The organism is Bradyrhizobium sp. OK095 (assembly GCF_900109945.1).
Classification (GTDB): Bacteria; Pseudomonadota; Alphaproteobacteria; order Rhizobiales; family Xanthobacteraceae; genus Bradyrhizobium.
Map to the genome: position 1 here is coordinate 1 of NZ_FOBX01000016.1, position 20,937 is coordinate 20,937.

The following is a 20,937-nucleotide window of genomic DNA, read 5'->3' on the forward strand; positions in this document are numbered from 1 at the left end:
TCTGATGCTGGCCTCCGATCCAGCCAGCATCTTGAATCACAAACCGCCGCCCGACGGAATCCCTCCCGATTCAATCAATCGATGAACCGCTCTAGTGGCGTGAGGCGGAACGCTACCCGGCCGCCGCCGTCACGCAATTCACCCACAGCACCACGGCCTTCGCATCCTCGGCCGGATTGGAAAACCGGTGCGGCCTTCGGCTCGCAAATCTAAAACTGTCGCCCGTCTTCAGCGACCACGTCTCGCTGTCCACCGTCAGCAGCATCTTGCCTTCAAGCACGAGGCCGGCCTCTTCGCCGTCATGGGTGTAGAGCTCGTCGCCGGTGGAGCCGCCGGGCTCCAGATGCACCAGGAACAGGTTCAGCTTGTTGTCGGCGCTGGCCGGGCTGAGCAATTGCTTGGAGACGCCGGTGCGCCAAAGCTTGAGCTCGGGCCGCTGCAGTCCACGCGTCACCACCTGATCGGAGGTGCCGTCGGCGCTCGGGCTCGCACCGAACAGCGCGGCGATGCCGACGCCGAGCACGTCGGCGAGCGTTGCCAGCACGCGCAGCGACGGTGACGACAGGCCGCGCTCGATCTGGCTGAGGAAGCCGATCGACAGCTCCGTGCGCGCCGCGATCGTTTCCAGCGAGAATTGCCTGACGCGCCGGAGATCCCTGATACGGCGGCCGACCGCAACGTCCATCGCAGGCTCGGCCGGCTTCGAGATAGCCTTTGCCTTCGCCTTCTTTGCGGCGGCCGGTTTGCGCATTCTTTTGCCACCGCTCACGTCAAACCGCTTCCTTCATGTGCATGAAAACCGCTTGCATCACCCGTGAAAGTGTGACCAAATTTTCATATTGGTGAAAATAGGCCGAAACGGCTCGGCCCGCAACGTCTGATCACGACATGTGCGAGCGCCGCCATCGGCCGGACCCAAAGGGGAATGCGATGAAGCGTTTTGGTCTGGCCGCAGTCGCGGCACTCGCGCTGGCAGCCATGGTGCCGGCCTCGGCGCAGCAGGTGCTGAAGGTCGGCTCGACGCCGACGGGCATTCCCTTCACCTTCCTGGACACCAAGACCAACACCATCCAGGGCATCATGGTCGATCTCGTCACCGAGATCGGCAAGGACGCCGGCCTCAGCGTGCAGATCGAGCCGATGGCGTTCTCGGCGCTGATCCCGTCGCTGACCTCGAGCAAGATCGACATCATTGCGGCCGCTATGTTCATCACCGCGCCGCGCAAGGAAGTCGTCGACTTCTCCGATCCGATCTACACCTATGGCGAAGGCCTCGTCGTGCCGAAGGCCGACACCAAGGCCTATGCCACGCAGGACGATTTGAAGGGCGAGACTGTCGGCGCCCAGGTCGGTACCGCCTTCGTCGACGCGCTGAAGAAGTCCGGCCTGTTCGCCGACGTCAAGGCCTACGATACCATCCCCGACATCATGCGCGACGTGAACACCGGCCGCCTCAAGGCCGGCTTCGCCGACTACCCGATCCTCGCCTACAATCTGAAGCAGGGCGGCTTTCCCGATGTGCGGCTCGTCGACGCCTACAAGCCCGTTACCGTCGGCTCGGTCGGCATCGGCGTGCGCAAGGGCGAGAGCGCGCTGCTCGGCAAGATCAATGCGTCGCTTGCGAAGCTGAAGGCCAACGGCACCATCGACAAGATCCTCGAAAAATGGGGCCAGAAGGCCCAAGGCTGATAGCGGCTCATCGAAGGCTTTTCTGATGAGGGCTTGCCGATGAAAGGCTTCTGGCACGACGCCGTCGAGTTCTTCCCGATCTTGATGAGCGGCGTCGTGCTGACGATCGTCGTCACCATCGGCTCGCTGCTGCTCTCGACGGTGCTCGGCCTCGTTTGGGCGATGATGCGTGTCTCCGGCATCAAGGTGCTGTCGGTCCTCAGCGCCAGCCTGATCAATGTGATCCGCGGCATCCCGATCATCGTGCTCTTGTTTTACCTCTACTTCGTGATGCCCGATCTCGGTGTCACGCTATCGGCCTTGCAGGCCGCCATCCTCGGGCTCGGCATCGCCTACTCGGCCTATCAGGCGGAGAATTTCCGCGCCGGCATCGAGGCGATCGACAAGGGGCAGATCGAGGCGGCGCAGTCGATCGGCATGGGCTGGTGGCTGACGATGCGCCGCGTGGTGCTGCCGCAAGCCGTGCGCATCGTGCTGCCGCCTTACGGCAACGTCATGATCATGATGCTGAAGGATTCCTCGCAGGCTTCCACCATCACGGTCGCCGAGCTTGCTCTTCAGGGCAAGCTGATCGCGTCCTCGACCTTCAAGAACACCAATGTGTTCACGATGGTGGCGCTGATGTATCTGACCATGAGCATCCCGCTGATCCTGCTGGTCCGCCACTTCGAGAAGCGGGCCGGCAAGAAATGATCGATCTCAAGGACGTTCACAAGAGCTTTGGCGAGAACGAGGTGCTCAAGGGCATCACGGCGTCAGTGCAGAAGGGCGAGGTGGTCTGCGTCGTCGGCCCGTCCGGCTCGGGCAAGTCCACCATCCTGCGCTGTATCAACGGTCTAGAAAGTTACGATCGCGGCGAGATCAGCGTCGAGGAATTGAAGGTCGACCGCGACGCGCCGTCGATCGTGAAAGTCCGCACCCAGGTCTCGATGGTGTTCCAGCGCTTTAACCTGTTCCCGCATCGGACGGTTCTCGAAAACGTCATCGAGGGACCGCTCTACGTGAAGAAGGAGCCGCGCGCGGCGGCGCTCGAGCGTGGCCGCATGCTGCTGGCGCAAGTCGGCCTCGCCGAAAAGGCCGATGCGCATCCGCCGCAGCTTTCCGGCGGCCAGCAGCAGCGCGTCGCGATTGCGCGGGCGCTGGCGATGCAGCCCAAGGCGATCCTGTTCGACGAGCCGACCTCGGCGCTCGATCCCGAGCTTGTCGGCGACGTTCTCGGCGTGATGCGCAAGCTCGCCGACGACGGCATGACCATGGTCGTCGTCACCCACGAGATGGGCTTTGCCCGCGACGTCGCCGACCGCGTGCTGTTCATCGACGGCGGCGTTATCGTCGAGCAGGGGCCGGCCAAGGCACTGCTCAATCAACCCCAGCATCCGCGCACGCAAGACTTCTTGCGCCGCGTGCTGCATCCGCTCTGACCGGACTTCGCCATGACGCGTCTGCCTCTACCGCCCTCGCTCTATGCCGACACCGCCGTCGCGCGGGTGGCCACGCCGCCGCTCGATGTCGACAAGAGCGTCTCCGTCGCCATCGTCGGCGGCGGCTACACGGGGCTTTCCACGGCGTTGCATCTGGCGGAGCAGGGTGTCGATGCCCTGGTGCTGGAGGCGCAGGAGCCTGGCTGGGGCGCGTCCGGAAACAATGGCGGCCACACCAATCCCGGCCTGAAGCACGATCCTGATCAGATCGAGGCCGATTTCGGCGCCGAGCTTGGCCGCCGCATGATCGAGTTCGCCTACGGCACGCCGAATTTCACGCATGAGCTGATCCGCCGCTACCAGATCCCGTGCGAGGCGCGGCAGAACGGGACGCTGCGCGCGGCCTACAACGAGGCCAGCGCTGCCGCGATCAAGACAACGGCAGACCAATGCATCCACCGCGGCATGCCGGTGAAATATCTAAACCGCGAGCAATTGCACGAGATGACCGGCACGGACCGATACATCGGCGCGATGCTCGACTCCCGCGGTGGCGATCTGCATCCGCTCAGCTACGCCCGTGGCCTCGCGCGCGCCGCGATCTCCGCAGGTGCGAAGGTCCATGGCGAGACGCCGGCGCTATCGCTGCGCCGCGACGGCTCGCGGTGGCGCATCGAGACGCCGCGCGCAGTCGTGCATGCCGATAAGGTCCTGCTCGCCACCAACGGTTTTACCGACGATCTCTGGCCGGCAGTCCGCCGCACCATCGTGCCGGTGTTTTCGTCGATCGCTGCGACGGCCCCGCTCTCGGACGATATCGCACGCTCGATCATGCCGACGCGGCCGGTGCTCTACGAGAGCGGCCACATCACCGTCTATTACCGCATCGACCAGCAGAATCGCCTGCTGATGGGCGGCCGCGGCCCGATGCGCTGGATCAACTCGCCCAACGATGTCGCCTATCTCATGCGGTACGCCGAGCGGCTCTGGCCCCAGCTCAAGGGCGTCGCCTGGACCCATGGCTGGAATAGCCGGCTCGCGATCACCAAGGATCATTATCCGCACGTGCACGAGCCCGCTGAAAGCATCCTGATCTCGCTCGGCTGCAACGGCCGCGGCGTCGCGCTCTCGACCGCGATGGGCGCCCAGCTCGCGCGCCGCCTGATCGGCGGCGCCAAGGCCGAGATCGACATGCCCGTCACCGGCATCAAGCCGATCCCGATGCACGCATTCTGGCCGGTGGGTGTGACGACGGCCGTGATCGCTGGCCGTGTCCGCGACCGGCTGGGGATCTAGCTCGCAGGCCCTTTGTTGGTCTATTCTGTCTCGTTGCTGATGGAAACAACGAGAGAGGCTGTCTGTGACGGAAAACGCGAGCGCAAATGCCGGCGAGCCTAAGGTTGTTGATGTTGAATTATTCATCGTCCACCCGACCCTGTCTCCGGCTGAGATCAGTGCCGCGTTAGGGCTTGAAGGACGCGGGCATCGCGTTGGCGATCCCAGGATAACGCCCAAAGGCAGGCCGCTGGAGGGGACATATCAGGACACCAGGTGGCGGCATTCCACCCGTTGCGAGCTCACGGATCAATGGTTCGTCGATAAGATAGTGGCGCTGATCGAAATTCTCACGCCGCATAAGCAATTTCTTCGCCACGTGCGTGCCACGGGTGGCGAGGCGCAGATTATCGTTCAATTCCTGAGCGGCTATCTCTCAGACACTGTGCCGATCGACACGCTGTCCGCGATCGTCGACCTGCATCTGGATTTTGGGATTGAGGTTTTTAACGTGCCTCAATCGAGCCGGGATATCGCCCTCGACACGTAGCGCATTCGAACGATCAGGAGCCCTCCGCCACAGCATCCGCCCAGGGCTGGAAGATCTCGACTGCGCCGGAATTCGTGTCGCCGTTGCGCATCACGACGCTCGGGCAGGCGAATTTTTGCGGCAGGGACTGCACCCGCGCTTCCTCATAGTCGAAGCGCGCGGCGAGCGCCTTGCGCGTGTCAGCTGACAAACGCGCATCGCCGATCACGATCGCCCCCTCGCTGGCGTCGATACGCGGCTGGTGGATGGCGGTATCGAGATCCATTCCAAAGTCCATCGCAAAGGACACGAGCTGCATCACTGACGGCAGGATGCGCCGGCCGCCGGATGCGCCGACTGCGAGACGCTTGCCGTCCTTGGTTTCGGCGATGACGGGCGTGTAATTGGTGAGGCAGCGCTTGCCGGGGGCGAGCGAGTTGGTGCTGCCGGGCGTCGGATCGAACCACATGATGCCGTTGTTCATGGCGATGCCGGTGTGCGGCGTCACATATTTCGAGCCGAAGGACGAGAGCAGGGTCTGCGTCACAGCGGCCATGTTGCCGTGGCGATCGACCACGGAGAAATGCGTGGTGCAGGCGGGCGCCAGATATTCCGCGCCGAGCGAGCGCTTGCCGTCGGCATCGCCCATGTCCTTGAGCCGCTCGCGATAGGCTGCTTGCAAGGCCAGTGCATATTCGGCGTAAGCGGCTGCGTCGGGCGCGCCCGTGGGCTTGAGATTCTCCTGCAACAGGCGCAGTGCATGCGCCATGGTCGGCCCGGCCGTGAGCTCCGGCGTCGCATACACCTTGCCGCCGCGATAAGGGATCGCGAGCGGCTCGCGCAAATGGCTGCGGAACGCGGCGAGATCCTCCACCGACAGCGAGCCGCCGTCCGCCTTGATGTCGGAGGCGATGCTCTTGGCGAGATCGCCCTGGTAGAAATCGCGCGGGCCGGCTTCGGCGAGATGCGACAGCGTCGCCTTCAACGTCTCAAGCGGCAGCCGCGTCTCGGATTTGATGCCCCATGGTGCGCTCGGCGGCAGGCCGTCCTTCAGGAACGTTGCCGCGCTTCCCGGATAGCGCCTGAGATCGGCGGCCGATGCTGCAATCGTCAGCGTGGTCCACCAATCGACCAGCAGGCCTTCGCCGGCGAGTGCCACGGCCGGTGCGACCAGATCCCTCCACGGCAGCCTGGCGTGGCGGCGATGCGCCTCCTCCATGCCGGCGACGACGCCGGGTACGGCGACCGAACCGGGACCATGGATGTTGCGATCGTCCTTCACCCGCTGCCAGGGAAACAGATCGGCGGCCGCGCCCTCGCCGCTGAGCGGATAGTCGGCCGCGCGCAGGCTCTGCGGCGCGCACATGCCGTAGTCGATCACCTCGTAGCGATTTTCCTTGGCGCGGTAGAGCACCATGGCGCCGCCGCCGCCGATGCCGCTGTTCCAGGGCTCCAGCACGTTCAGCGCAAAGGTGGTCGCGACGATCGCGTCCACGCAGTCACCGCCTGCTGCCAGCACCTGCGCCCCCACTTCGGCCGCACGCCGCGATTGCGAGGCGACGATGCCGCCCTTGGATGTGACGGCGGGTTTGCGGACGGTTTGGGCGAGGCTGAACTGATGAGGCATGATGTCGCTTGATGTCTTGTGTCGTGGCTTGGTTGCGATGCTTCTCAATTGGCGAAGCGCGCGGACAATGGCACATTGCCGCCAACGAGAACATCCAAAGGGAGACGCGACATGGCAGGTGTGAAACAGGCGCGGGATGGCGCGGTCGGGATTTTGACGCTCGACGAGCCGGCAAGCCTGAACGCGATGACGCCGGACCTGCTCGGCGCGCTCGCCGCCGCCATCGTCGAGATGACCGGGGATGAGGACGTCCGCGCCCTGGTTCTCACCGGCGCGGGGCGCGGCTTTTGCTCAGGACAGAATTTGAAGGCGTCGGAAGCGCTGGGCGAGGATATCGCCGCAGGCGTGATGCGTTTCTACTGGCCGGCTTTCAGAGCGCTGCGCGAATGCCGTGTGCCGGTGGTCGTCGCCGTCAATGGCGTGGCGGCCGGCGGCGGCTTCAGTCTCGCGATGGCCGGCGACATGATTGTCGCTGCCCGGTCGGCGAGCTTCATCCAGGTGTTCAGCCGTATCGCGCTGGTGCCGGATCTCGGCTCGACCTGGCTATTGCCGCGCCTGGTCGGTCGGCAGCGCGCGCTCGAGCTGATGCTCCTGAACGAGCCGCTGACGGCCGAACGCGCGGAAGAGATCGGCCTGGTGCGGCAGGTCGTCGACGATGCGAAGCTGATGGATGAGGCGCTGGCGCTGGCGCGCCGTTTGGCCGATGGCCCGACGCGCGCCTTGGTCGCAACCCGTGCGCTGGTCGAGGAGAGCGAGCATGCGACCTACGAGGCGCAATTCCGCCGCGAGATCGAGCTTCAGGCCACGATCCGCAAGAGCGCCGACGCTGTCGAAGGCCGCAATGCCTTTGTCGAAAAGCGCAAGGCGAGGTTTACGGGCAAGTAGGGGATAAGGTGGTGGACCGCGCTCAAAGCCTGCGGTCGAGCCGGCTGGCCTGATACTTGGCGTGCCATTTCGGCCCCGGGCCGCGCATGTAGTGGAGTTCGGGGCGGTAGGGATTGCCGGCGATCCTCACCAGCTTCTGCCATTTGGTGGCGACGAAGGTGAGGGGCTGGCGGAGCAGGGTTAGCGAAGCTAACAGCATGGCATCACCTCAATGCGGCTTGCCGAGCATGGCGGTGAAGGGGAGATCGAAGATCTCCTCGCCGTCGGAACCGCTCACATGAATCACCCAGTCGCGCCAGTCTTCAGCGCCGGGCGTCAGGATCATCGAGTTCATGATCTGGGCGGCCCGGTCGCGTGCCTCGGTCAGGTTGGCGACGGCGGCGCCGTAGCGGTCGACCAGCGTGCCTTCGGTGTTGGAGCAGTGAAAATAGACCTGGACCATATGCGTCTCCTGTCGGGAGCGATTGGGATGGCAAACCGATACCACCCGAGGCCTTCGCGAAACATTCGTGTCGAGCCCGGTAAGGGAATTTACGGAGATTGGTCGGCGCCAAGGTCGTTACAGGTTTAATCACAGGCGGGTGATGACTGGACGGCGCCGAGGCGCCATGGAACAAGTTTCCCGGAAAGTCGGGGAGGCCACCGTGAACCAGTTCACATTCGGGAGCGAACGCCGAAATCTTTGCGCGTTTGCAGCGGTTTTGGCCGCTGCACTGCTCGGCTTCACCCCGGCCTCGTCCGAGCCGATCAGGAAGAGCGGCTATGCGATCGGCACCGAAATCTGCGGCAGCGGCGATCTCGCTTTTCCCAAAATCCAGATCGACATGAAGGCGGGATTTTGCGCCGGCCTCGTCGCCAGCGAGGAGGATCACCTTAAATTTCCGCGCTCGATTATCCAGGTGCCGGGCCGAGACCTGTTCGTGGTCGCCGACATGGGCGGCTGGGGCCACACCGACGGACGGCTGCTGCTGCTCGATCCGCACGCGCCCCTGGGCCAGCGCTTCAAGGAGCTGCTGACCGGCGTCGAGTATCCGTTCGGTCTCGTGATCGGCCCGGACAAGAAGCTCTATGCCTCGACATCCGAGACGATCTTCCTGTTCGATCCGCTCGCCGACAATCCGCGGAGCACGGTCGAGACCATCATCCGCCACATGCCGGGCCGCCGGATCACGCTGCCTGACGGCACCAAACTCGACGAGAGCGCGCATCCGCTCAAGCAGTTTGTCTTTGACCGGACCGGTCGGCTGTTCGTCAATGTCGGCTCGCACAGCGACGACTGCATCACGCCGGGGCCGATCACGCGGCCTTGCGCGGCGGCCGAAGGCGCCTCTGCGATGGCGTCGATCTGGCTGTTCACGCCGCCCACAGGCGGCATCTTCCCGGCGCTGAAGCCTGGCGATATCGATCCGCCGCACACCGTCTATGCGCGGGGCTTGCGCAATTCGATGGCGCTGGCGCTGCATCCGAATTTTCCGGATGCCGGCTACGCCTTCCTGCAAGGCGAGAACGGCCGCGATCTGCCTGATATCTTCAGACCGAACGAGGAGATCAACGCGATCGAGCAGGGCAGGCACTACGGCTGGCCCTATTGCTTCGACCTCGCGACGCCGAGCCCCGAGTTCAGGCTCGTACTGCAATCGGGCGTCTACAAATCGCTGTGCACGGCGAACGCGCTCTACAAGGCGCCGTTCTCGCTGATGCCGCCGCACGGCGCGCCGCTCGCGATGCTCTATTATCACGGCGCCAAATTTCCGGAGCTGGAGGGCAAGCTGCTGGTCGGCCTGCACGGTTATCGCCCGACCGGAAGCCGCGTCCTCATCTACGATGTCGACGACCACGGCTTTCCCAAGCCCGCCCCGGCGCCAGTGCGCTATCATGTTAGTTGCGCTGCCGATCCGACCCATAGTTTTCAGACCGACGCCGGCGAGGTCGCCGCCGCCCCCTTCGAAGAGCTGATCGCAGGCTGGCACCGCGTCAACGGCGCGCGGCCGCAAGGCGCGCCGGTCGGCATGACAGTCGCCGAGGACGGCGCGATCTGGCTGGTCGAAGACAAGAACCAGACGGTCATCCGCATCGATCGCGCCACGGGCGATGCGCCTCAGCCGCTGCCCTGCGACACGCGCAGCCAGGCGATGATCGAACAGCTCGCGGCCTTCGTCGCCAGGGACGCGCAAAACAGCACCCGTCTCACCACGCTGCGCAAGGGCCTCGTCGAGAAGCATTGCGTCGGCTGCCATTCTGATTTCGGCCTGAAGGCCGGACAACCCGATGCGGAGAAGGACAAGACGGTGCTCCGCTTCATGCTGTCACAGGACGGCTGGATCTATCCAGGCGATCCGGACTCCGGCAGGCTGCGCACGCGTTTGCGCGGCATCGGTGCCGAGAAGCTGATGCCGCCGGGCGGCGAAAGCCTGCCGAAGACCGAGCCCGGTTACACGCGCCTGCTCGATACCGCCGACCTGCTCGTCGCCAAAATGGTTCCGGGCACGCGGATGCGGATCAAGCCCGGTCCGCCGCAGCGCAAGTTCTTCGGCAAAACCAATAAGGAATGCGGCGAAATACCGGCCGGTAAGGTCGTCGTCGTGACACAAAGGAGCGCTGTAGACAAATCCGGCTTCAGCCGATTCTTCCGGCCGGCCGATCCCTATCTGAATGGCGAGTGCAGCGACGACGATGGCTATTACATCCGGCAGGAATTTCTGGTGCCTGTGCAGTAGCATTTTGCTCGTCGTCGCGACGCCGCTGGCCGCGACCGAGACGAAGCTGTTCGACAGCGTGCAGGTGACGCCCGACAGCGAATACACCTTCGGCATCGAAGGGCCCGCCGCCGATCTCGACGGCAATTTGTTCGTCGTCAATCTCGGCAAGCCCGGCACCATCGGCAAACTGCCTGCGGGTGGTGCGGCCTCGGAGCTGTTCACGGCACTTCCCGAGGGCAGCGTCGGCAACGCGATCCGTTTCGATCGCGGCGGCGCCATGTTCATCGCCGACTACAAGAAGCACAACATCTTCGCGATCCCAAAGGGCGCGACCGAGCCAGTCATCTGGTTTCACTCCGACGAGATGAACCAGCCCAACGACATCACGGTCGCGCGCGACGGCACGATCTACGCGAGCGATCCGAATTGGAAGGGCCGGGAGGGCCACATCTGGCGCATCGCGAAAGCCGCGGATGGATCGGTGCAGGGGCAGGTGATGTCGGCGCCGCGCGCGATGGGCACCACCAACGGCATCGATCTCAGCCCTGACGGCAGGACGCTCTATGTCGGGGAATCCAGCAATGGCCAGATCTGGTCTTACGCGGTGAACGGCAACGAGCTCACCGGTGCAAAGCTCGTCAAGACATTCCAACCCGACACCGTGGACGGCTTGCGCACCGACATTGCCGGCCGCCTCTATATCGCGCGCATCCTCAAGGGCACGATCGCGATGATGAAGCCGAACGGTGCGGTCGAGCGCGAGATTGTCCTGAAGGGCAAGGAGCCGACCAACCTCGCCTTCGGCGGCAGCGATGGCAAGACTGTCTTCGTCACGCAGCGCCAGGGTGGCTTCGTCGAGGCCTTCCGCACCGACCAAGAGGGCCGCGAGCACTGCCTTCAGCGCGGCCGCTGCTGAGCATCAGGGGCGGTCTGCTCTCGGCGCAGAGCGGCGCGGCAGAGGCGGCACTCTTCTTGCTTGCATCTGTCCGCCGCGGGGATCAAGACATCCGTGGCACCTTCAAAGCGACCACGGAGTGTTTGAGTGAAAGCCGTCCATACCGAACTGCACCGCAGCCACGATCCGCAATTCTTCCTGGTTCGCGGTGTCGTCAAGCGCACCACCGAGCAGCCCGAGCGTGCCGATCGCCTGCTTAGGGGGGTGAAGGACGGCAAGCATCAACTGGTTGAGCCGACCAAGTTCGGGCAGGGGCCGCGCGCGCGCATTCACAGCCCGGAATATCTGACGTTCCTCAGCGAAGCCTGGGACGCCTGGACCGCGCTCGGCGATTCCGGCCCGGAGATGATCGGCAACATCCATCCCGTTCGCCACGCCGCGACCTATCCGACCCATATCGTAGGCCGACTCGGCTGGCACACCGCCGACACCGCGGCGCCGATCGGTCCTGGCACCTGGGCTGCGGCGTGCGCCGCGACGGACGTTGCGGTTACCGCGGCGCAGATGGTGATGGACGGTGAAGATGCGACCTACGCGCTCTGCCGTCCGCCCGGCCATCACGCCTATCGCGACATGGCCGGCGGCTTCTGCTTCCTCAACAACAGTGCGATCGCCGCCGCACATCTGCGGCAGAAGCACGAGCGCGTCGTGATCCTCGACGTCGACGTCCATCACGGCAACGGCACGCAGGGCATTTTTTACGCGCGGCCCGATGTCTACACGGTGTCGATCCACGCCGATCCTGTCGCCTATTATCCTTATGTGTGGGGCTACGCGCATGAGCGCGGTGAGGGCCCGGGCCTCGGCACCAATCTCAACATCCCCCTCGCCATCGGCACCGGCGATGACGGTTACATCCGGGCCATGGACGTCGCGCGCAAGGCGATCGAGTCTTTTGCACCCGGCGCGCTCGTCATCGCGCTCGGCCTCGACGCCTCCGAGCATGATCCGCTCAAGGGATTGGCCGTCACCACGCCAGGTTTCCGCCGCATCGGCCAAGCCATCGCGAAGCTCGGCCTGCCGACCGTGTTCGTGCAGGAGGGCGGCTATCTCTCTGAGATTCTGGGCGCGAATTTGACCTCGGTGCTGGCAGGATTCGAAGAGGCGCGGTGAGGTTTAAAACAGCCCGCTTGCCGCCAGCGCCTTGCAGACGTGCTGCATCTCGGCCTCGTCCGCGACCATGTCGAGCATGACAGTGGTCAGGCCCTTCGCCGCAAACTCCTTCAGCTTCGCGCCGATCTCGGTGTAACTGCCGACGAGGTAGGGGCAGTCGGCCTGGAAGGTCAGGAACGGCAATAGCCAGTAGCCGTTGTCCGCGAGCTCGCCGCTCTGGCCGTCATAGAGATGTCGCTTCCACACGGAATCGCTGTTCTCCACGGTGAGCGCGAGCAGTTCGCGATCATCGGGGTTGTCGCGGAAACGAGCCTTGGCCGCCTGCCGCGCCTCCTCGCGACTCTCACGCGCGAAAATGCCAAAATTCATGCCTGATACGTTGAGACCGCGATCGAGATCGGGCGGCAGCATCTGCATCTTGATGCAGCCGGTCTCCTTCGCCACGCGCTGCGCCGCTTCCGACTGGCCAGCGATCAGGAATTCCGGCATCAGCTCCGCCGGCAGGCGCGGGCGAAGCTGCAAATTGCTTGCACGATAGAACCGGCCTTCGAAATTCACCGGCCGCGGGCTCGAGAGCAATTGGCGCATCAGCGCCACGAATTCGCCGAGCCGGACATAGCGCTCGCCATGCGACTGCTCGTCGCCCAGTCCCCGCAAGTCGCTGACCGCGGTCCCCGTGATCATGTTGAGATAGACCTTGCGGCCGTGGAGCTGCGCAAGGGACGAGACGAATTTCGCCGCTGCGAACGGGTGCATGTAGACGGGATTGACGGCGATCAGCGGCGAACTCCGCGTCGTCTCCGCCATGATGTGCTGGGCCATCGCCCAGGGCTCGACGAACACGTCATTGCCTTCGAACAGCAAAATGCCTTCGAAGCCGTTGTGGTCGGCGAACTCAGCCACGCGCATCAGCTCGCCGACATATTTCTTGGGATCGCGGTTGCGCGAGATTGCGGGAAAGACGCGCAGCCGCGCCGGCATTACTCCGCCGCTTCCTGGAGCGGCCACGCATTGCGCGTGATGGGAAGGCCGCCCTCCGCCCGGGAGCCGTCGGCGATTGCAAGGCGGTGCGAGGGTGACGGCGAGCATAGCTGGAATCGCCAGCCCTGGGGATCGTCGGCGATATCGGGCTTGAAGCTGATCTCGATCGCCTCGTGCGACACCTGCATCGCGAAGGCGTCGAGCGGCAGATTGAGCCCAAAGCCCCTGGCCTTCAGATAGGCCTCCTTGAGCGTCCAGTAATCGAAGAAGCGCTCGATTGCAGCGGGCTCCGGCAGTCCGCGCAAGGTCTCGACCTCCTCTGGCGCAAAGAACCGAAGCGCGGTCGACAGTGGTGCGACCCGCCGCGACACGGTCTCGACGTCGACGCCAACGGCTTCGTGCCCGGACACCACGCAAGCAACGCAGCCGTCGGCGTGCGACAGGCTGAAATGCAGCGCGGTCGAGGTCTTTGGCGATGCGACAAACGGCCGCCCATAGCGGCCGGCCGCAAAGGACCAATCGGTGGGATCAACATTCGGCGCGACTTGCGACAGCGCCAGGCGCAGCATCGCGTGCGCGAAAATATACTGTCGTCGATGCCGCTCGAACATGAAGCGATCGGCGCGGTGTCGTTCGTCGACCGAGAGCAAGCATCGGCACGCATCGGCCGCGCCGGGCGCGTCAATGGTCTCGATCAGTCCGACAAACAGTTCAATTCTGTCGTCTGCCATCAAATAGGCCTTTGGCGTCAGGCAGAGGCCTAATCCCCGGCCCTGACGGAAGAATCAACTGAGCAAGAAACGACTGAGCGGACCGCTTCTAACGGTCCACCCGGGCGGATTCTTGTCGATTGCTGGACGGTTTACGGACACAAGCTTGTGCGAGCCCCCCAGCTCGGCAGGCGTGTGGCCGTTGTCCGAAGATTCGTGCGGCGTCTCCGCCGACTAGTCTTACTTTTTCTTCTTGGCCTTCTTCGACCCGCCCAGCACCGAAAGGCTGGCGTCGACGTCCTTCAGTGCGGACTGCAGCTTCTTCTTCTCGGCGCCCAGCAGCTTTTGCAGGGCCTTGCGGTCCTTGTCGCTCAGCGAGGTACCCTTGGTAAATTTGATGAAGCCCATAATAACACTCCCCCGGTTGAAAATACGTCCAAATCAAAAACGCAGGAATAATGTTGCGCGATGGCGGCAAATAATCAAGATGCAACTTGATCACTCACAGCTTTGACGAGTGAACTCCTATTCTCTAGTCTTGTACAGCCGGTCATGCCGCCTTGCGCGCGAGCAATCGGCCGAGCGGCGTGTTGGGTTGGGTGACGGCGGTTCCCAGCAGCGCCACGAGATCCTCCATCCACGCGCCGACCATGCCGCCGTCGAGCAATTCGCGCTTGTAATTGCATGAACCGGTGATTCCGGTCGGGCGTTCCTTGAGCATCAGCGACAGCCAGGTCTGGTCGATCGGCAGCACCGGCTGCCCCTCGCGCGCGACGTTGCCGATCGATTGCACTGCAATGTCCGGCAAATCGAGCGGCTGGCGCAGCGGATTTTGCAGAGTGAAATAGACCTGGAGCGGCGTGGCCGGGTCGATCCCCTCCCGCTCCAGATGGTCGGCCAGCAAATTGAACGGCAGCTCCTGCCGCGCATGTGCATCCAGCACGCTCCCGCGGACCCGGACCAGGGCCTGCGCGAACGACAGATCAGGCGTGATTGTCGTGCGGACGATCACCGTGTTCTCGAACGGGCCGACGATCCGGTCGGTGTCCGGCTGGGCGCGATTGGCCATGGCGGTGGCGACGGCGATGTCGCTGCGGCCGGTCCGGGCGAGCAGCAGGGCCTTCAGGCCGGTGAGGAGGCACATGAACAGCGTGCAATTGTGCTGGCCGGCGAATGTCGTCAGCCTGCCGATCAGCTCGCGCTCGAGGCTGACCGGATGATGCCCGGTGGATGCGCCGGGGCTCGCCTCGCTGTCGAAGATCGGGGCCGCGCCGCGCAAATTCTCCGTCCAGTCGGCGGCCTGGCGGCGGGCGGCGTCGGTGCTGCACCACCAGCGCTGCCAGCGTGCGACGTCTGAAAAGGCCGGCGGCGGCCTCAGTAGCGGCGCTGAAGGGCGTCCGACCAGTGCCGCATAGCGGCTCGACAATTCCTCGAACAGCACGCCGATCGACCAGCCGTCGGCGACGGCGTGATGCAGCGTCAGCAGCAGCACGTGGTCGTCGGCATGGAGGCGCAACAGCCGCGCCCGCAATAGCGGCGGCCGCGCGGTGTCGAACGGGGTGTAGGTCTCCTGCTCGATCAGGAGATCGATCTTCCTGAGCTCGAGGGCCTTGCGCCGCCTGTTGTTGTGCGCCCGCCCGTCACCGATGATTTCGACGGTGAGCGCCGGTCCGAGCTCGCTCGGCGTGGCGATGCGGCTGACCGGCTCCCCGCCGCTCCAGCCGAACCCGGTCCGCAGCGATTCGTGGCGGCGCACGATGTCACCGAACGCCTGCCCGAGGATGGCCGGATCGAGCGGGCCCTCGAGCCGGAAGGCAAAGGGCAGGTTGAACAGCGGAAGTCCCGGCAGGTTCTGCTCGATGCGAATCATCTGATCTTGCGCGATCGAGAGTGTTGGCGGGCCGTTTTCGGTTAACCGAGACAGGCTTGCGGTGGGCTTGTGCAGCTTCGCCGCCACGGCTTCGTCGACCCGACGGGCAAGCTCCTCGATCGTCGGCGCTTCGAAGATGGTCTTGATCGGCAGCGACACGCCGAGCGCACGGGCCACGCGCGCCATCGCCTGGCCCGCCAGCAGCGAATGGCCGCCGAGATCGAAGAAATTGTCGGTGACGCCGAGGTTCTCGACCTTCAGCAGGTCGACCCAGATGTCCGAGAGCACTTTTTCGGTGAAGTGCCGTGCCGGCACGGCGGCGTCGGCCCCGGACGGCGCTTCCTGCTGCGCGGGCGCGAGCAGTGCCGACCTGTCGATCTTGCCATGGGCATTGAGCGGCAGTTGATCCAGGAACAGGAAGGCGGATGGGATGGCGTGGCCCGGCAGCCGGCTCTTCAGGAACTCGCGCAGTTCGCTGGCGCTGCTCTGGCTGCCCGATCTTGCAACGATATGGGCGATCAGCCTGACGTCACCGCTCGCCTCGCGACGCGGCTCGACGATGCCGGCGCGCACACAAGGGTGGTCGGCCAGCGCGTTCTCGATCTCCTTGAGCTCGATCCGGTAGCCGCGGACCTTGACCTGAAGGTCCGCGCGGCCAAGGCATTCGATCGTGCCATCAGCGCGGCGGCGGGCGAGGTCGCCGGTGCGGTAGAGCCGGCTGCCGGCCTGGCGCGAGAACGGATCGGGCAGGAAGCGTTGCCGGCTCTGCGCGGGATCGTTGACATAGCCGCGGCCGATTCCGGCGCCGCCGATGCAGAGCTCGCCGGTCAGGCCGACCGGCAGCGGCTGAAGATTTTGATCGAGCACGTAGAGCTGGGTGTTCGGCAGCGGCGCTCCGACCGGAACGTTGGTCGTCGTGGTCGCTGGCGCCTTGGTCAGGCGATGCAGCGAGACGTCATCAGAACATTCCGACGCACCATAGGCATTGATCAGCGGCACCTTTGGGCAGCGTGCGAACCAGGCCCGGCAGAGGTCGACCGGCAGCGGCTCGCCGGTCGAGATCAGCAGGCGCAGCTTCGCGAAGGCGCGCTGGACCCCTGCCTCGTCCATGCGGTCGAGGATCACGCGCAGCAGCGACGGGACGATCTCAAGCACGGTGATGCCCTCGCGCTCGATTTCGCCCGCGAGCAGGATCGGGTCCTGCACGATCGCGTTGCCGCAGACATGCACGCGCGCGCCGACCATGGGTCCTGCGAGAAACTGCCACACCGAGATGACGAAGCTCTGCGGCGCGGTCTGCGCAATCACGTCCCTGGCCGAGAGATTGAGTTCGGAGATGAGCGACGCCAGATGGTTCGAGAGGCCACGCTGCTCGATCATGACGCCCTTCGGCGCACCGGAGGAGCCGGAGGTATAGATGAGATAGGCAAGGCTCGCGGCCGCGGGCCGCGCCGCGCGGGCCGGTTTGGTCGCCCCTAGCGCGAGTGCGTCCTCAAGCTCCGCCACATGGACGCGCTCGACCAGCGGTTCGAGCAGCGCCTCGACCATGGATGATTGCGCGCGCCCGGTCAGCAGCATGCGGGCGCAGCTCGATCCCAAAATGGTCGCAAGCCGCGCCGGCGGCTGCTCGGGATCGAGGTTCAGGAAGGCAGCCCCCACGCGCTGCACTGCGATCATTGCGGCGAGCAGATCGGGCCCGCGCTCGGCGAGCAAGGCAACCACGCTCTCGGCACCGACACCTTCGCGGGCCAGCCAGCGCGCGATCGCCTGGCTGCGCCGCGCCAGCTCGCGATAGCTCAGGGAGGTGCGGCCGTCCGACACCGCGATCGCGTTCGGCGTTGTCTTCGCCTGACGGTCGAAGCGTTCGCTCAAATTGCCGCGCGCGGTGAAATTGGCCGGCACACCGTGGCCTTTCGTCAGCAACTGGCGTCGTTCGGCCTCGGTCAAAAGCGGCAGGCGCGAAATGCGCTGTTCCGGATTGGAGATGACGGCCTTGAGCAGGGTCTTGAACTGAGCGGCCATGTCTTCGATCGTGGCCGCATCGAACAGATCGGTGGCGTACTCGAAGAAGCCCGTGAAACGGCCGTCGGCCTCGACCAGCTCGAGCGTGATGTCGAACCGCGCCACCTTCGGATCGACCTCCAGCCGCCGTGTCGACATGCCCGGGAAGCGTGCAGCCTCGATCGAGGCGTTCTGGAGGATGAACATGATCCGGAACAGCGGATTGCCGTCGTTCCGGCGCGCGATCTGGAGCGCGCGCAGCACCTCCTCGATCGGAAGGTCCTGGTTGCGATAGGCGTCGAGCGTCACCTGCCGCACCCGTCGCAACATTTCGCCAAAACTCGGATCGCCGGCAAAATCGCTGCGCAGGATCAGGGTGTTGGCGAACAGCCCGATCAGGCGCTCGCTTTCGATCTGGTTGCGGTTGGCGATCAGCGAGCCGATCGCGACGTCCTCATGCGAGGTGTGGCGGAACAGCAGGCACTGGAATACCGCGAGCAGCGTCATGAAGGGGGTGACGCCCTGGTCCTGGCTCAGTGCGCGGACATCGCCCGAGAGGGCCTTGGAGAACTCGAAATAGTGACGGGCGCCGTGACCGCTCCAGACCTCCGGCCGCGGCCGGTCGGTCCGCAGCGGCAGCGTGGTGACGCCGTCGAGCTGCGTCCGCCAGTAGTCGAGCTGCTCCTTCGCCGCCGGCGTCTGCGCCCAGCTCTGTTGCCAGAGCGCAAAGTCGCGATACTGGAACGTGGCCGAGGGCAGCTCCGCCACGCCCTTCTTGCGCGCGGCGGAATAATGCGCGGCGAGCTCTTCCCAGAACAGCCGCTGCGACCAGCCGTCGGTGACGAGGTGATGCACGTTCACGACCAGTGCGTGGCTGGATTTGTCGAACGACAGCAGCGTGACCTTCAGCGGCGGTTCGTGCGCCAGGTCGAACGGATATTGTGCGAGCTTGAGCGCCTCGCGCCTGATCATTGCGGCCTGCTTGTCCGCGGGGCAGGGCTTGAGCTTGATCCGCTCGAATCGCGGCGGCGACTGCAGCACACGCTGCGACGGCTCGCCCTGATGTTCGATGAAGACCGAGCGCAGCGCCTCATGGCGGGCGCAGATCGCAGTGAGGCTCGCAGACAACGCAGCGATGTCGACCATGCCCTTGAGGACAGCGACTTCGACGACATTATAGTTGTAGCGGGTCGGGTCGAGCCGCGACAGCACGTACATCCGCTGCTGCTGGAACGACAGCGGCGCATCCGCGGCCGACGCCTGGCGCCACGCCGGCAGCAGCGTTTGGCGATGGGTCGTGGCGGTCTCGATCCGGGCCGCAAGCGCCGAGACCGTGGCGCAATCAAAGATGTCCTCGAAGGAGAAGTCGACGTTGAAGCGTTCGCGCAGCCGCGAGCGCATCTGCGTTGCCGCGAGCGAGTCCGCGCCGAGCGCGAAGACGTCCTGATCGATGCCAACCTGCGGCAGCTCCAGCAGGCCGGCCCAGATCTCCGCAAGCTGGATCTCCAGCGCGTTGCGGGGCAGCTGCGCCTCGTCGTCGTCCTTTACGGTCGCGATCAGATCGGTCAGCGCATTGCGCTTGACCTTGCCGCTGGCGCCCTTCGGCAATGCCGCCACGCTGCGGATCAGGCTCGGCACCTTGTAGGCCGCAAGCCGCTTTCGCGCGAACTGGCGCAGCTGATCCGAGGTCACCTCGGAATTGGGGCGCAGCACCACGACGGCCGCGACGTTCTCGCCGAGCTTTTGGTGCGCCACGGCGAACACGCCGGCCTCCAGCACCGCTGGATGGCTGAGCAGGACCTCCTCCACCTCCAGCGGCGAGATCTTCTGCCCGCCGCGGTTGATGACGTCCTTGATACGGCCGACGATGAAGAGATAGCCGTCGGCATCGAGATAGCCGAGATCGCCGGTCCGGAACCAGCCGTTGCGGAACGCGGCCTGCGTCGCTGCCTCGTCATTATAATAGCCGCGGCTCATGTTCGCTCCGCGCAGCACGATCTCGCCGTGCCCGCCGGGCGCGAGCGTGCGGCCGGTCTCGTCCATGATCGCGATCTCGGGGCCCGCGGCGCGGCCGACCGATCCGATCTTGCGCAGCTCGAACGGATTGGCCGCGATCTGCGAGGCTGATTCCGTCATGCCGTAGGTTTCGAGCACGGGAACGCCGAACATCGCCTCCAGTCCATTGAGGATCGCAGGCGCGAGCGAGGACGAAGCCGAACGGATCACGCGCAGCGATGACGACCGGGCACGATCCGGGTCGGCTTCGGCCGCTGTCAGCAGCGCGCGATGAATGGTCGGCACCGCCGTGTACCAGGTCGGTCGCAGCTCCCGCATCCAGCCGAAGAAGGACAATGCGTCAAAGCCGTCGGTGCAGATCACGCTGGAGCCCGCGGCCAGCGCCGTCAGGAGACCGGAGATCAGGCCATGGGCGTGAAACAGCGGCAGGGCGTTGAGCAGGCGATCGCGGGATCCGAGCGACAGCACGTGGCCGGCATTATAGGCGGACAGGCACACATTGCGATGTGTGAGCGGCACCATTTTGGGCCGTGCCGCCGTGCCCGACGTCAGCAGGATGAATGCATCGTCGTCGCCGCGCGAGGCGCCGCTGGTGCTCGCCGGCCCGATCACCGGGCCGACGAACGCGCAGCCGCCGAGATCGTCTTTTGGCCCCGGCACGAAATCGATCACTGCGATATCCAGCGCCCTGGCGACATCACGGCTCGGTGAGTTCATGTCCGCCCGGGTGACGAGCGCCCTTGGCTTCAATTCGCTGAAATAGCGCTGCAACTCGTCCGCGGTCAGGTCCGGATTGACGGGGATGCAGGCGCTGGCCGACGCAACTGCGATCATGGCGAGCGCACTGTCGGCGCCGCGCGGCAGTGCAACGGCGATCCGGTCGGCAGGCGCAATGCCGAGCCCGCGCAGCGTGCGGACGAGGTCCTGCGTCCGCTCGCCAAGCGCGCCGTAGGCGAGAGCCGGCCTGCCCGGTGCCATGAGGGCGGGCGCTGATGATGTCTTGCGGGCGTAGAAATCGAGAAGGCCGCCGATATGCGTGAATATCTTCGTTTCAGCGCTTCCGCCGGCCGATCCCTCTCCCGCTCCAGATGCAATGTCCGACAACGCCATTCCCTTTTGATCCGATTGAGCTATTCTTCCCAAGAGTTAGGGAACGCGTCCAGTCT

Annotated in this window: 17 protein-coding genes; 9 read left to right on the forward strand and 8 right to left on the reverse strand. The window is 64.9% G+C overall.

Translation table 11 applies throughout. From position 1 onward, the window contains the following. Positions 1-112: 112 nt before the first annotated feature. Positions 113-751, reverse strand: a complete 639-nt coding sequence (locus BMW89_RS31655) for a helix-turn-helix domain-containing protein (protein ID WP_177196463.1) — start codon at positions 749-751, stop codon at positions 113-115. Positions 752-930: 179 nt separating this feature from the next. Between BMW89_RS31655 and BMW89_RS31660 the strand changes: the two genes are divergently transcribed. The 5 genes from BMW89_RS31660 to BMW89_RS37565 all read left to right on the forward strand — a co-directional run bounded on the left by BMW89_RS31660 (position 931) and on the right by BMW89_RS37565 (position 4,935). Next, positions 931-1,689, forward strand: a complete 759-nt coding sequence (locus BMW89_RS31660; protein WP_092033776.1) for an ABC transporter substrate-binding protein — start codon at positions 931-933, stop codon at positions 1,687-1,689. A 39-nt stretch (positions 1,690-1,728) separates the two neighbouring features. Further along, positions 1,729-2,382 carry an amino acid ABC transporter permease gene (locus tag BMW89_RS31665; protein WP_092033779.1) on the forward strand — a complete coding sequence of 218 codons (654 nt, stop codon included), beginning with the start codon at positions 1,729-1,731 and terminating at the stop codon, positions 2,380-2,382. Then, positions 2,379-3,110 (forward strand): amino acid ABC transporter ATP-binding protein, encoded by a 732-nt coding sequence (locus BMW89_RS31670; RefSeq protein WP_092033783.1) that lies wholly within the window; start codon positions 2,379-2,381, stop codon positions 3,108-3,110. Before BMW89_RS31665 ends, BMW89_RS31670 begins: the two co-directional genes overlap by 4 nt. Positions 3,111-3,122: 12 nt before the next feature. Then, positions 3,123-4,406 (forward strand): NAD(P)/FAD-dependent oxidoreductase, encoded by a 1,284-nt coding sequence (locus tag BMW89_RS31675; protein WP_092033787.1) that lies wholly within the window; start codon positions 3,123-3,125, stop codon positions 4,404-4,406. Positions 4,407-4,470: 64 nt separating this feature from the next. After that, the gene (locus BMW89_RS37565; protein WP_143062864.1) at positions 4,471-4,935 is read left to right on the forward strand and encodes a DUF4279 domain-containing protein; all 465 of its coding nucleotides are present in this window, start codon (positions 4,471-4,473) and stop codon (positions 4,933-4,935) included. A 13-nt stretch (positions 4,936-4,948) separates the two neighbouring features. On the opposite strand, the gene BMW89_RS31685 is transcribed toward BMW89_RS37565, so the two are convergent. Further along, complete coding sequence (locus tag BMW89_RS31685; RefSeq protein ID WP_092033793.1) at positions 4,949-6,541, reverse strand: gamma-glutamyltransferase family protein; 1,593 nt, start codon at positions 6,539-6,541, stop codon at positions 4,949-4,951. 111 nt (positions 6,542-6,652) lie between these two features. On the opposite strand from BMW89_RS31685, the gene BMW89_RS31690 reads away from it, so the two are divergent. Then, positions 6,653-7,426 (forward strand): enoyl-CoA hydratase-related protein, encoded by a 774-nt coding sequence (locus BMW89_RS31690; protein WP_092033797.1) that lies wholly within the window; start codon positions 6,653-6,655, stop codon positions 7,424-7,426. 22 nt (positions 7,427-7,448) lie between these two features. Here the strand turns inward: BMW89_RS31690 and BMW89_RS38180 are convergent, their stop codons facing one another. Both BMW89_RS38180 and BMW89_RS31695 read right to left on the reverse strand, forming a co-directional pair. After that, positions 7,449-7,625, reverse strand: coding sequence for a hypothetical protein (locus BMW89_RS38180; protein ID WP_177196464.1), 177 nt, complete (start codon positions 7,623-7,625; stop codon positions 7,449-7,451). Positions 7,626-7,634: 9 nt separating this feature from the next. Then, positions 7,635-7,868 (reverse strand): DUF6894 family protein, encoded by a 234-nt coding sequence (locus BMW89_RS31695; protein ID WP_092033802.1) that lies wholly within the window; start codon positions 7,866-7,868, stop codon positions 7,635-7,637. A 202-nt stretch (positions 7,869-8,070) separates the two neighbouring features. Between BMW89_RS31695 and BMW89_RS31700 the strand changes: the two genes are divergently transcribed. The 3 genes from BMW89_RS31700 (at position 8,071) to BMW89_RS31710 (ending at position 12,193) form a co-directional block, all read left to right on the forward strand. After that, positions 8,071-10,143, forward strand: a complete 2,073-nt coding sequence (locus BMW89_RS31700; protein WP_092033805.1) for a PQQ-dependent sugar dehydrogenase — start codon at positions 8,071-8,073, stop codon at positions 10,141-10,143. After that, the gene (locus BMW89_RS31705) at positions 10,100-11,041 is read left to right on the forward strand and encodes an SMP-30/gluconolactonase/LRE family protein (RefSeq protein ID WP_177196465.1); all 942 of its coding nucleotides are present in this window, start codon (positions 10,100-10,102) and stop codon (positions 11,039-11,041) included. Before BMW89_RS31700 ends, BMW89_RS31705 begins: the two co-directional genes overlap by 44 nt. A gap of 126 nt (positions 11,042-11,167) precedes the next feature. Continuing rightward, positions 11,168-12,193 (forward strand): histone deacetylase family protein, encoded by a 1,026-nt coding sequence (locus BMW89_RS31710; RefSeq protein ID WP_092033810.1) that lies wholly within the window; start codon positions 11,168-11,170, stop codon positions 12,191-12,193. Between the two features lie 3 nt (positions 12,194-12,196). Here BMW89_RS31710 and BMW89_RS31715 read toward each other — a convergent pair whose 3' ends face one another. The 4 genes from BMW89_RS31715 to BMW89_RS31725 all read right to left on the reverse strand — a co-directional run bounded on the left by BMW89_RS31715 (position 12,197) and on the right by BMW89_RS31725 (position 20,881). Beyond that, positions 12,197-13,174, reverse strand: a complete 978-nt coding sequence (locus tag BMW89_RS31715) for an LLM class flavin-dependent oxidoreductase (RefSeq protein ID WP_092033813.1) — start codon at positions 13,172-13,174, stop codon at positions 12,197-12,199. After that, positions 13,174-13,905 (reverse strand): 4'-phosphopantetheinyl transferase family protein, encoded by a 732-nt coding sequence (locus BMW89_RS31720; RefSeq protein WP_092033816.1) that lies wholly within the window; start codon positions 13,903-13,905, stop codon positions 13,174-13,176. Before BMW89_RS31720 ends, BMW89_RS31715 begins: the two co-directional genes overlap by 1 nt. Before the next feature lie 219 nt (positions 13,906-14,124). Further along, positions 14,125-14,292 carry a hypothetical protein gene (locus tag BMW89_RS38185; protein WP_177196466.1) on the reverse strand — a complete coding sequence of 56 codons (168 nt, stop codon included), beginning with the start codon at positions 14,290-14,292 and terminating at the stop codon, positions 14,125-14,127. Between the two features lie 142 nt (positions 14,293-14,434). Beyond that, positions 14,435-20,881: a non-ribosomal peptide synthetase gene (locus BMW89_RS31725; protein WP_092033821.1), complete on the reverse strand. Its 6,447-nt coding sequence runs from the start codon at positions 20,879-20,881 to the stop codon at positions 14,435-14,437. Positions 20,882-20,937 lie beyond the last annotated feature (56 nt).

Excerpts from the sequence above, each read along its gene's own strand:
- BMW89_RS31655 (WP_177196463.1), bottom strand. The coding sequence starts at position 751 with ATGCGCAAACCGGCCGCCGCAAAGAAGGCGAAGGCAAAGGCTATCTCG.
- BMW89_RS31660 (WP_092033776.1), top strand. The coding sequence starts at position 931 with ATGAAGCGTTTTGGTCTGGCCGCAGTCGCGGCACTCGCGCTGGCAGCC.
- BMW89_RS31665 (WP_092033779.1), top strand. The coding sequence starts at position 1,729 with ATGAAAGGCTTCTGGCACGACGCCGTCGAGTTCTTCCCGATCTTGATG.
- BMW89_RS31670 (WP_092033783.1), top strand. The coding sequence starts at position 2,379 with ATGATCGATCTCAAGGACGTTCACAAGAGCTTTGGCGAGAACGAGGTG.
- BMW89_RS31675 (WP_092033787.1), top strand. The coding sequence starts at position 3,123 with ATGACGCGTCTGCCTCTACCGCCCTCGCTCTATGCCGACACCGCCGTC.
- BMW89_RS31685 (WP_092033793.1), bottom strand. The coding sequence starts at position 6,541 with ATGCCTCATCAGTTCAGCCTCGCCCAAACCGTCCGCAAACCCGCCGTC.
- BMW89_RS31690 (WP_092033797.1), top strand. The coding sequence starts at position 6,653 with ATGGCAGGTGTGAAACAGGCGCGGGATGGCGCGGTCGGGATTTTGACG.
- BMW89_RS38180 (WP_177196464.1), bottom strand. The coding sequence starts at position 7,625 with ATGCTGTTAGCTTCGCTAACCCTGCTCCGCCAGCCCCTCACCTTCGTC.
- BMW89_RS31695 (WP_092033802.1), bottom strand. The coding sequence starts at position 7,868 with ATGGTCCAGGTCTATTTTCACTGCTCCAACACCGAAGGCACGCTGGTC.
- BMW89_RS31705 (WP_177196465.1), top strand. The coding sequence starts at position 10,100 with ATGGCTATTACATCCGGCAGGAATTTCTGGTGCCTGTGCAGTAGCATT.
- BMW89_RS31715 (WP_092033813.1), bottom strand. The coding sequence starts at position 13,174 with ATGCCGGCGCGGCTGCGCGTCTTTCCCGCAATCTCGCGCAACCGCGAT.
- BMW89_RS31720 (WP_092033816.1), bottom strand. The coding sequence starts at position 13,905 with ATGGCAGACGACAGAATTGAACTGTTTGTCGGACTGATCGAGACCATT.
- BMW89_RS38185 (WP_177196466.1), bottom strand. The coding sequence starts at position 14,292 with ATGGGCTTCATCAAATTTACCAAGGGTACCTCGCTGAGCGACAAGGAC.
- BMW89_RS31725 (WP_092033821.1), bottom strand. The coding sequence starts at position 20,881 with ATGGCGTTGTCGGACATTGCATCTGGAGCGGGAGAGGGATCGGCCGGC.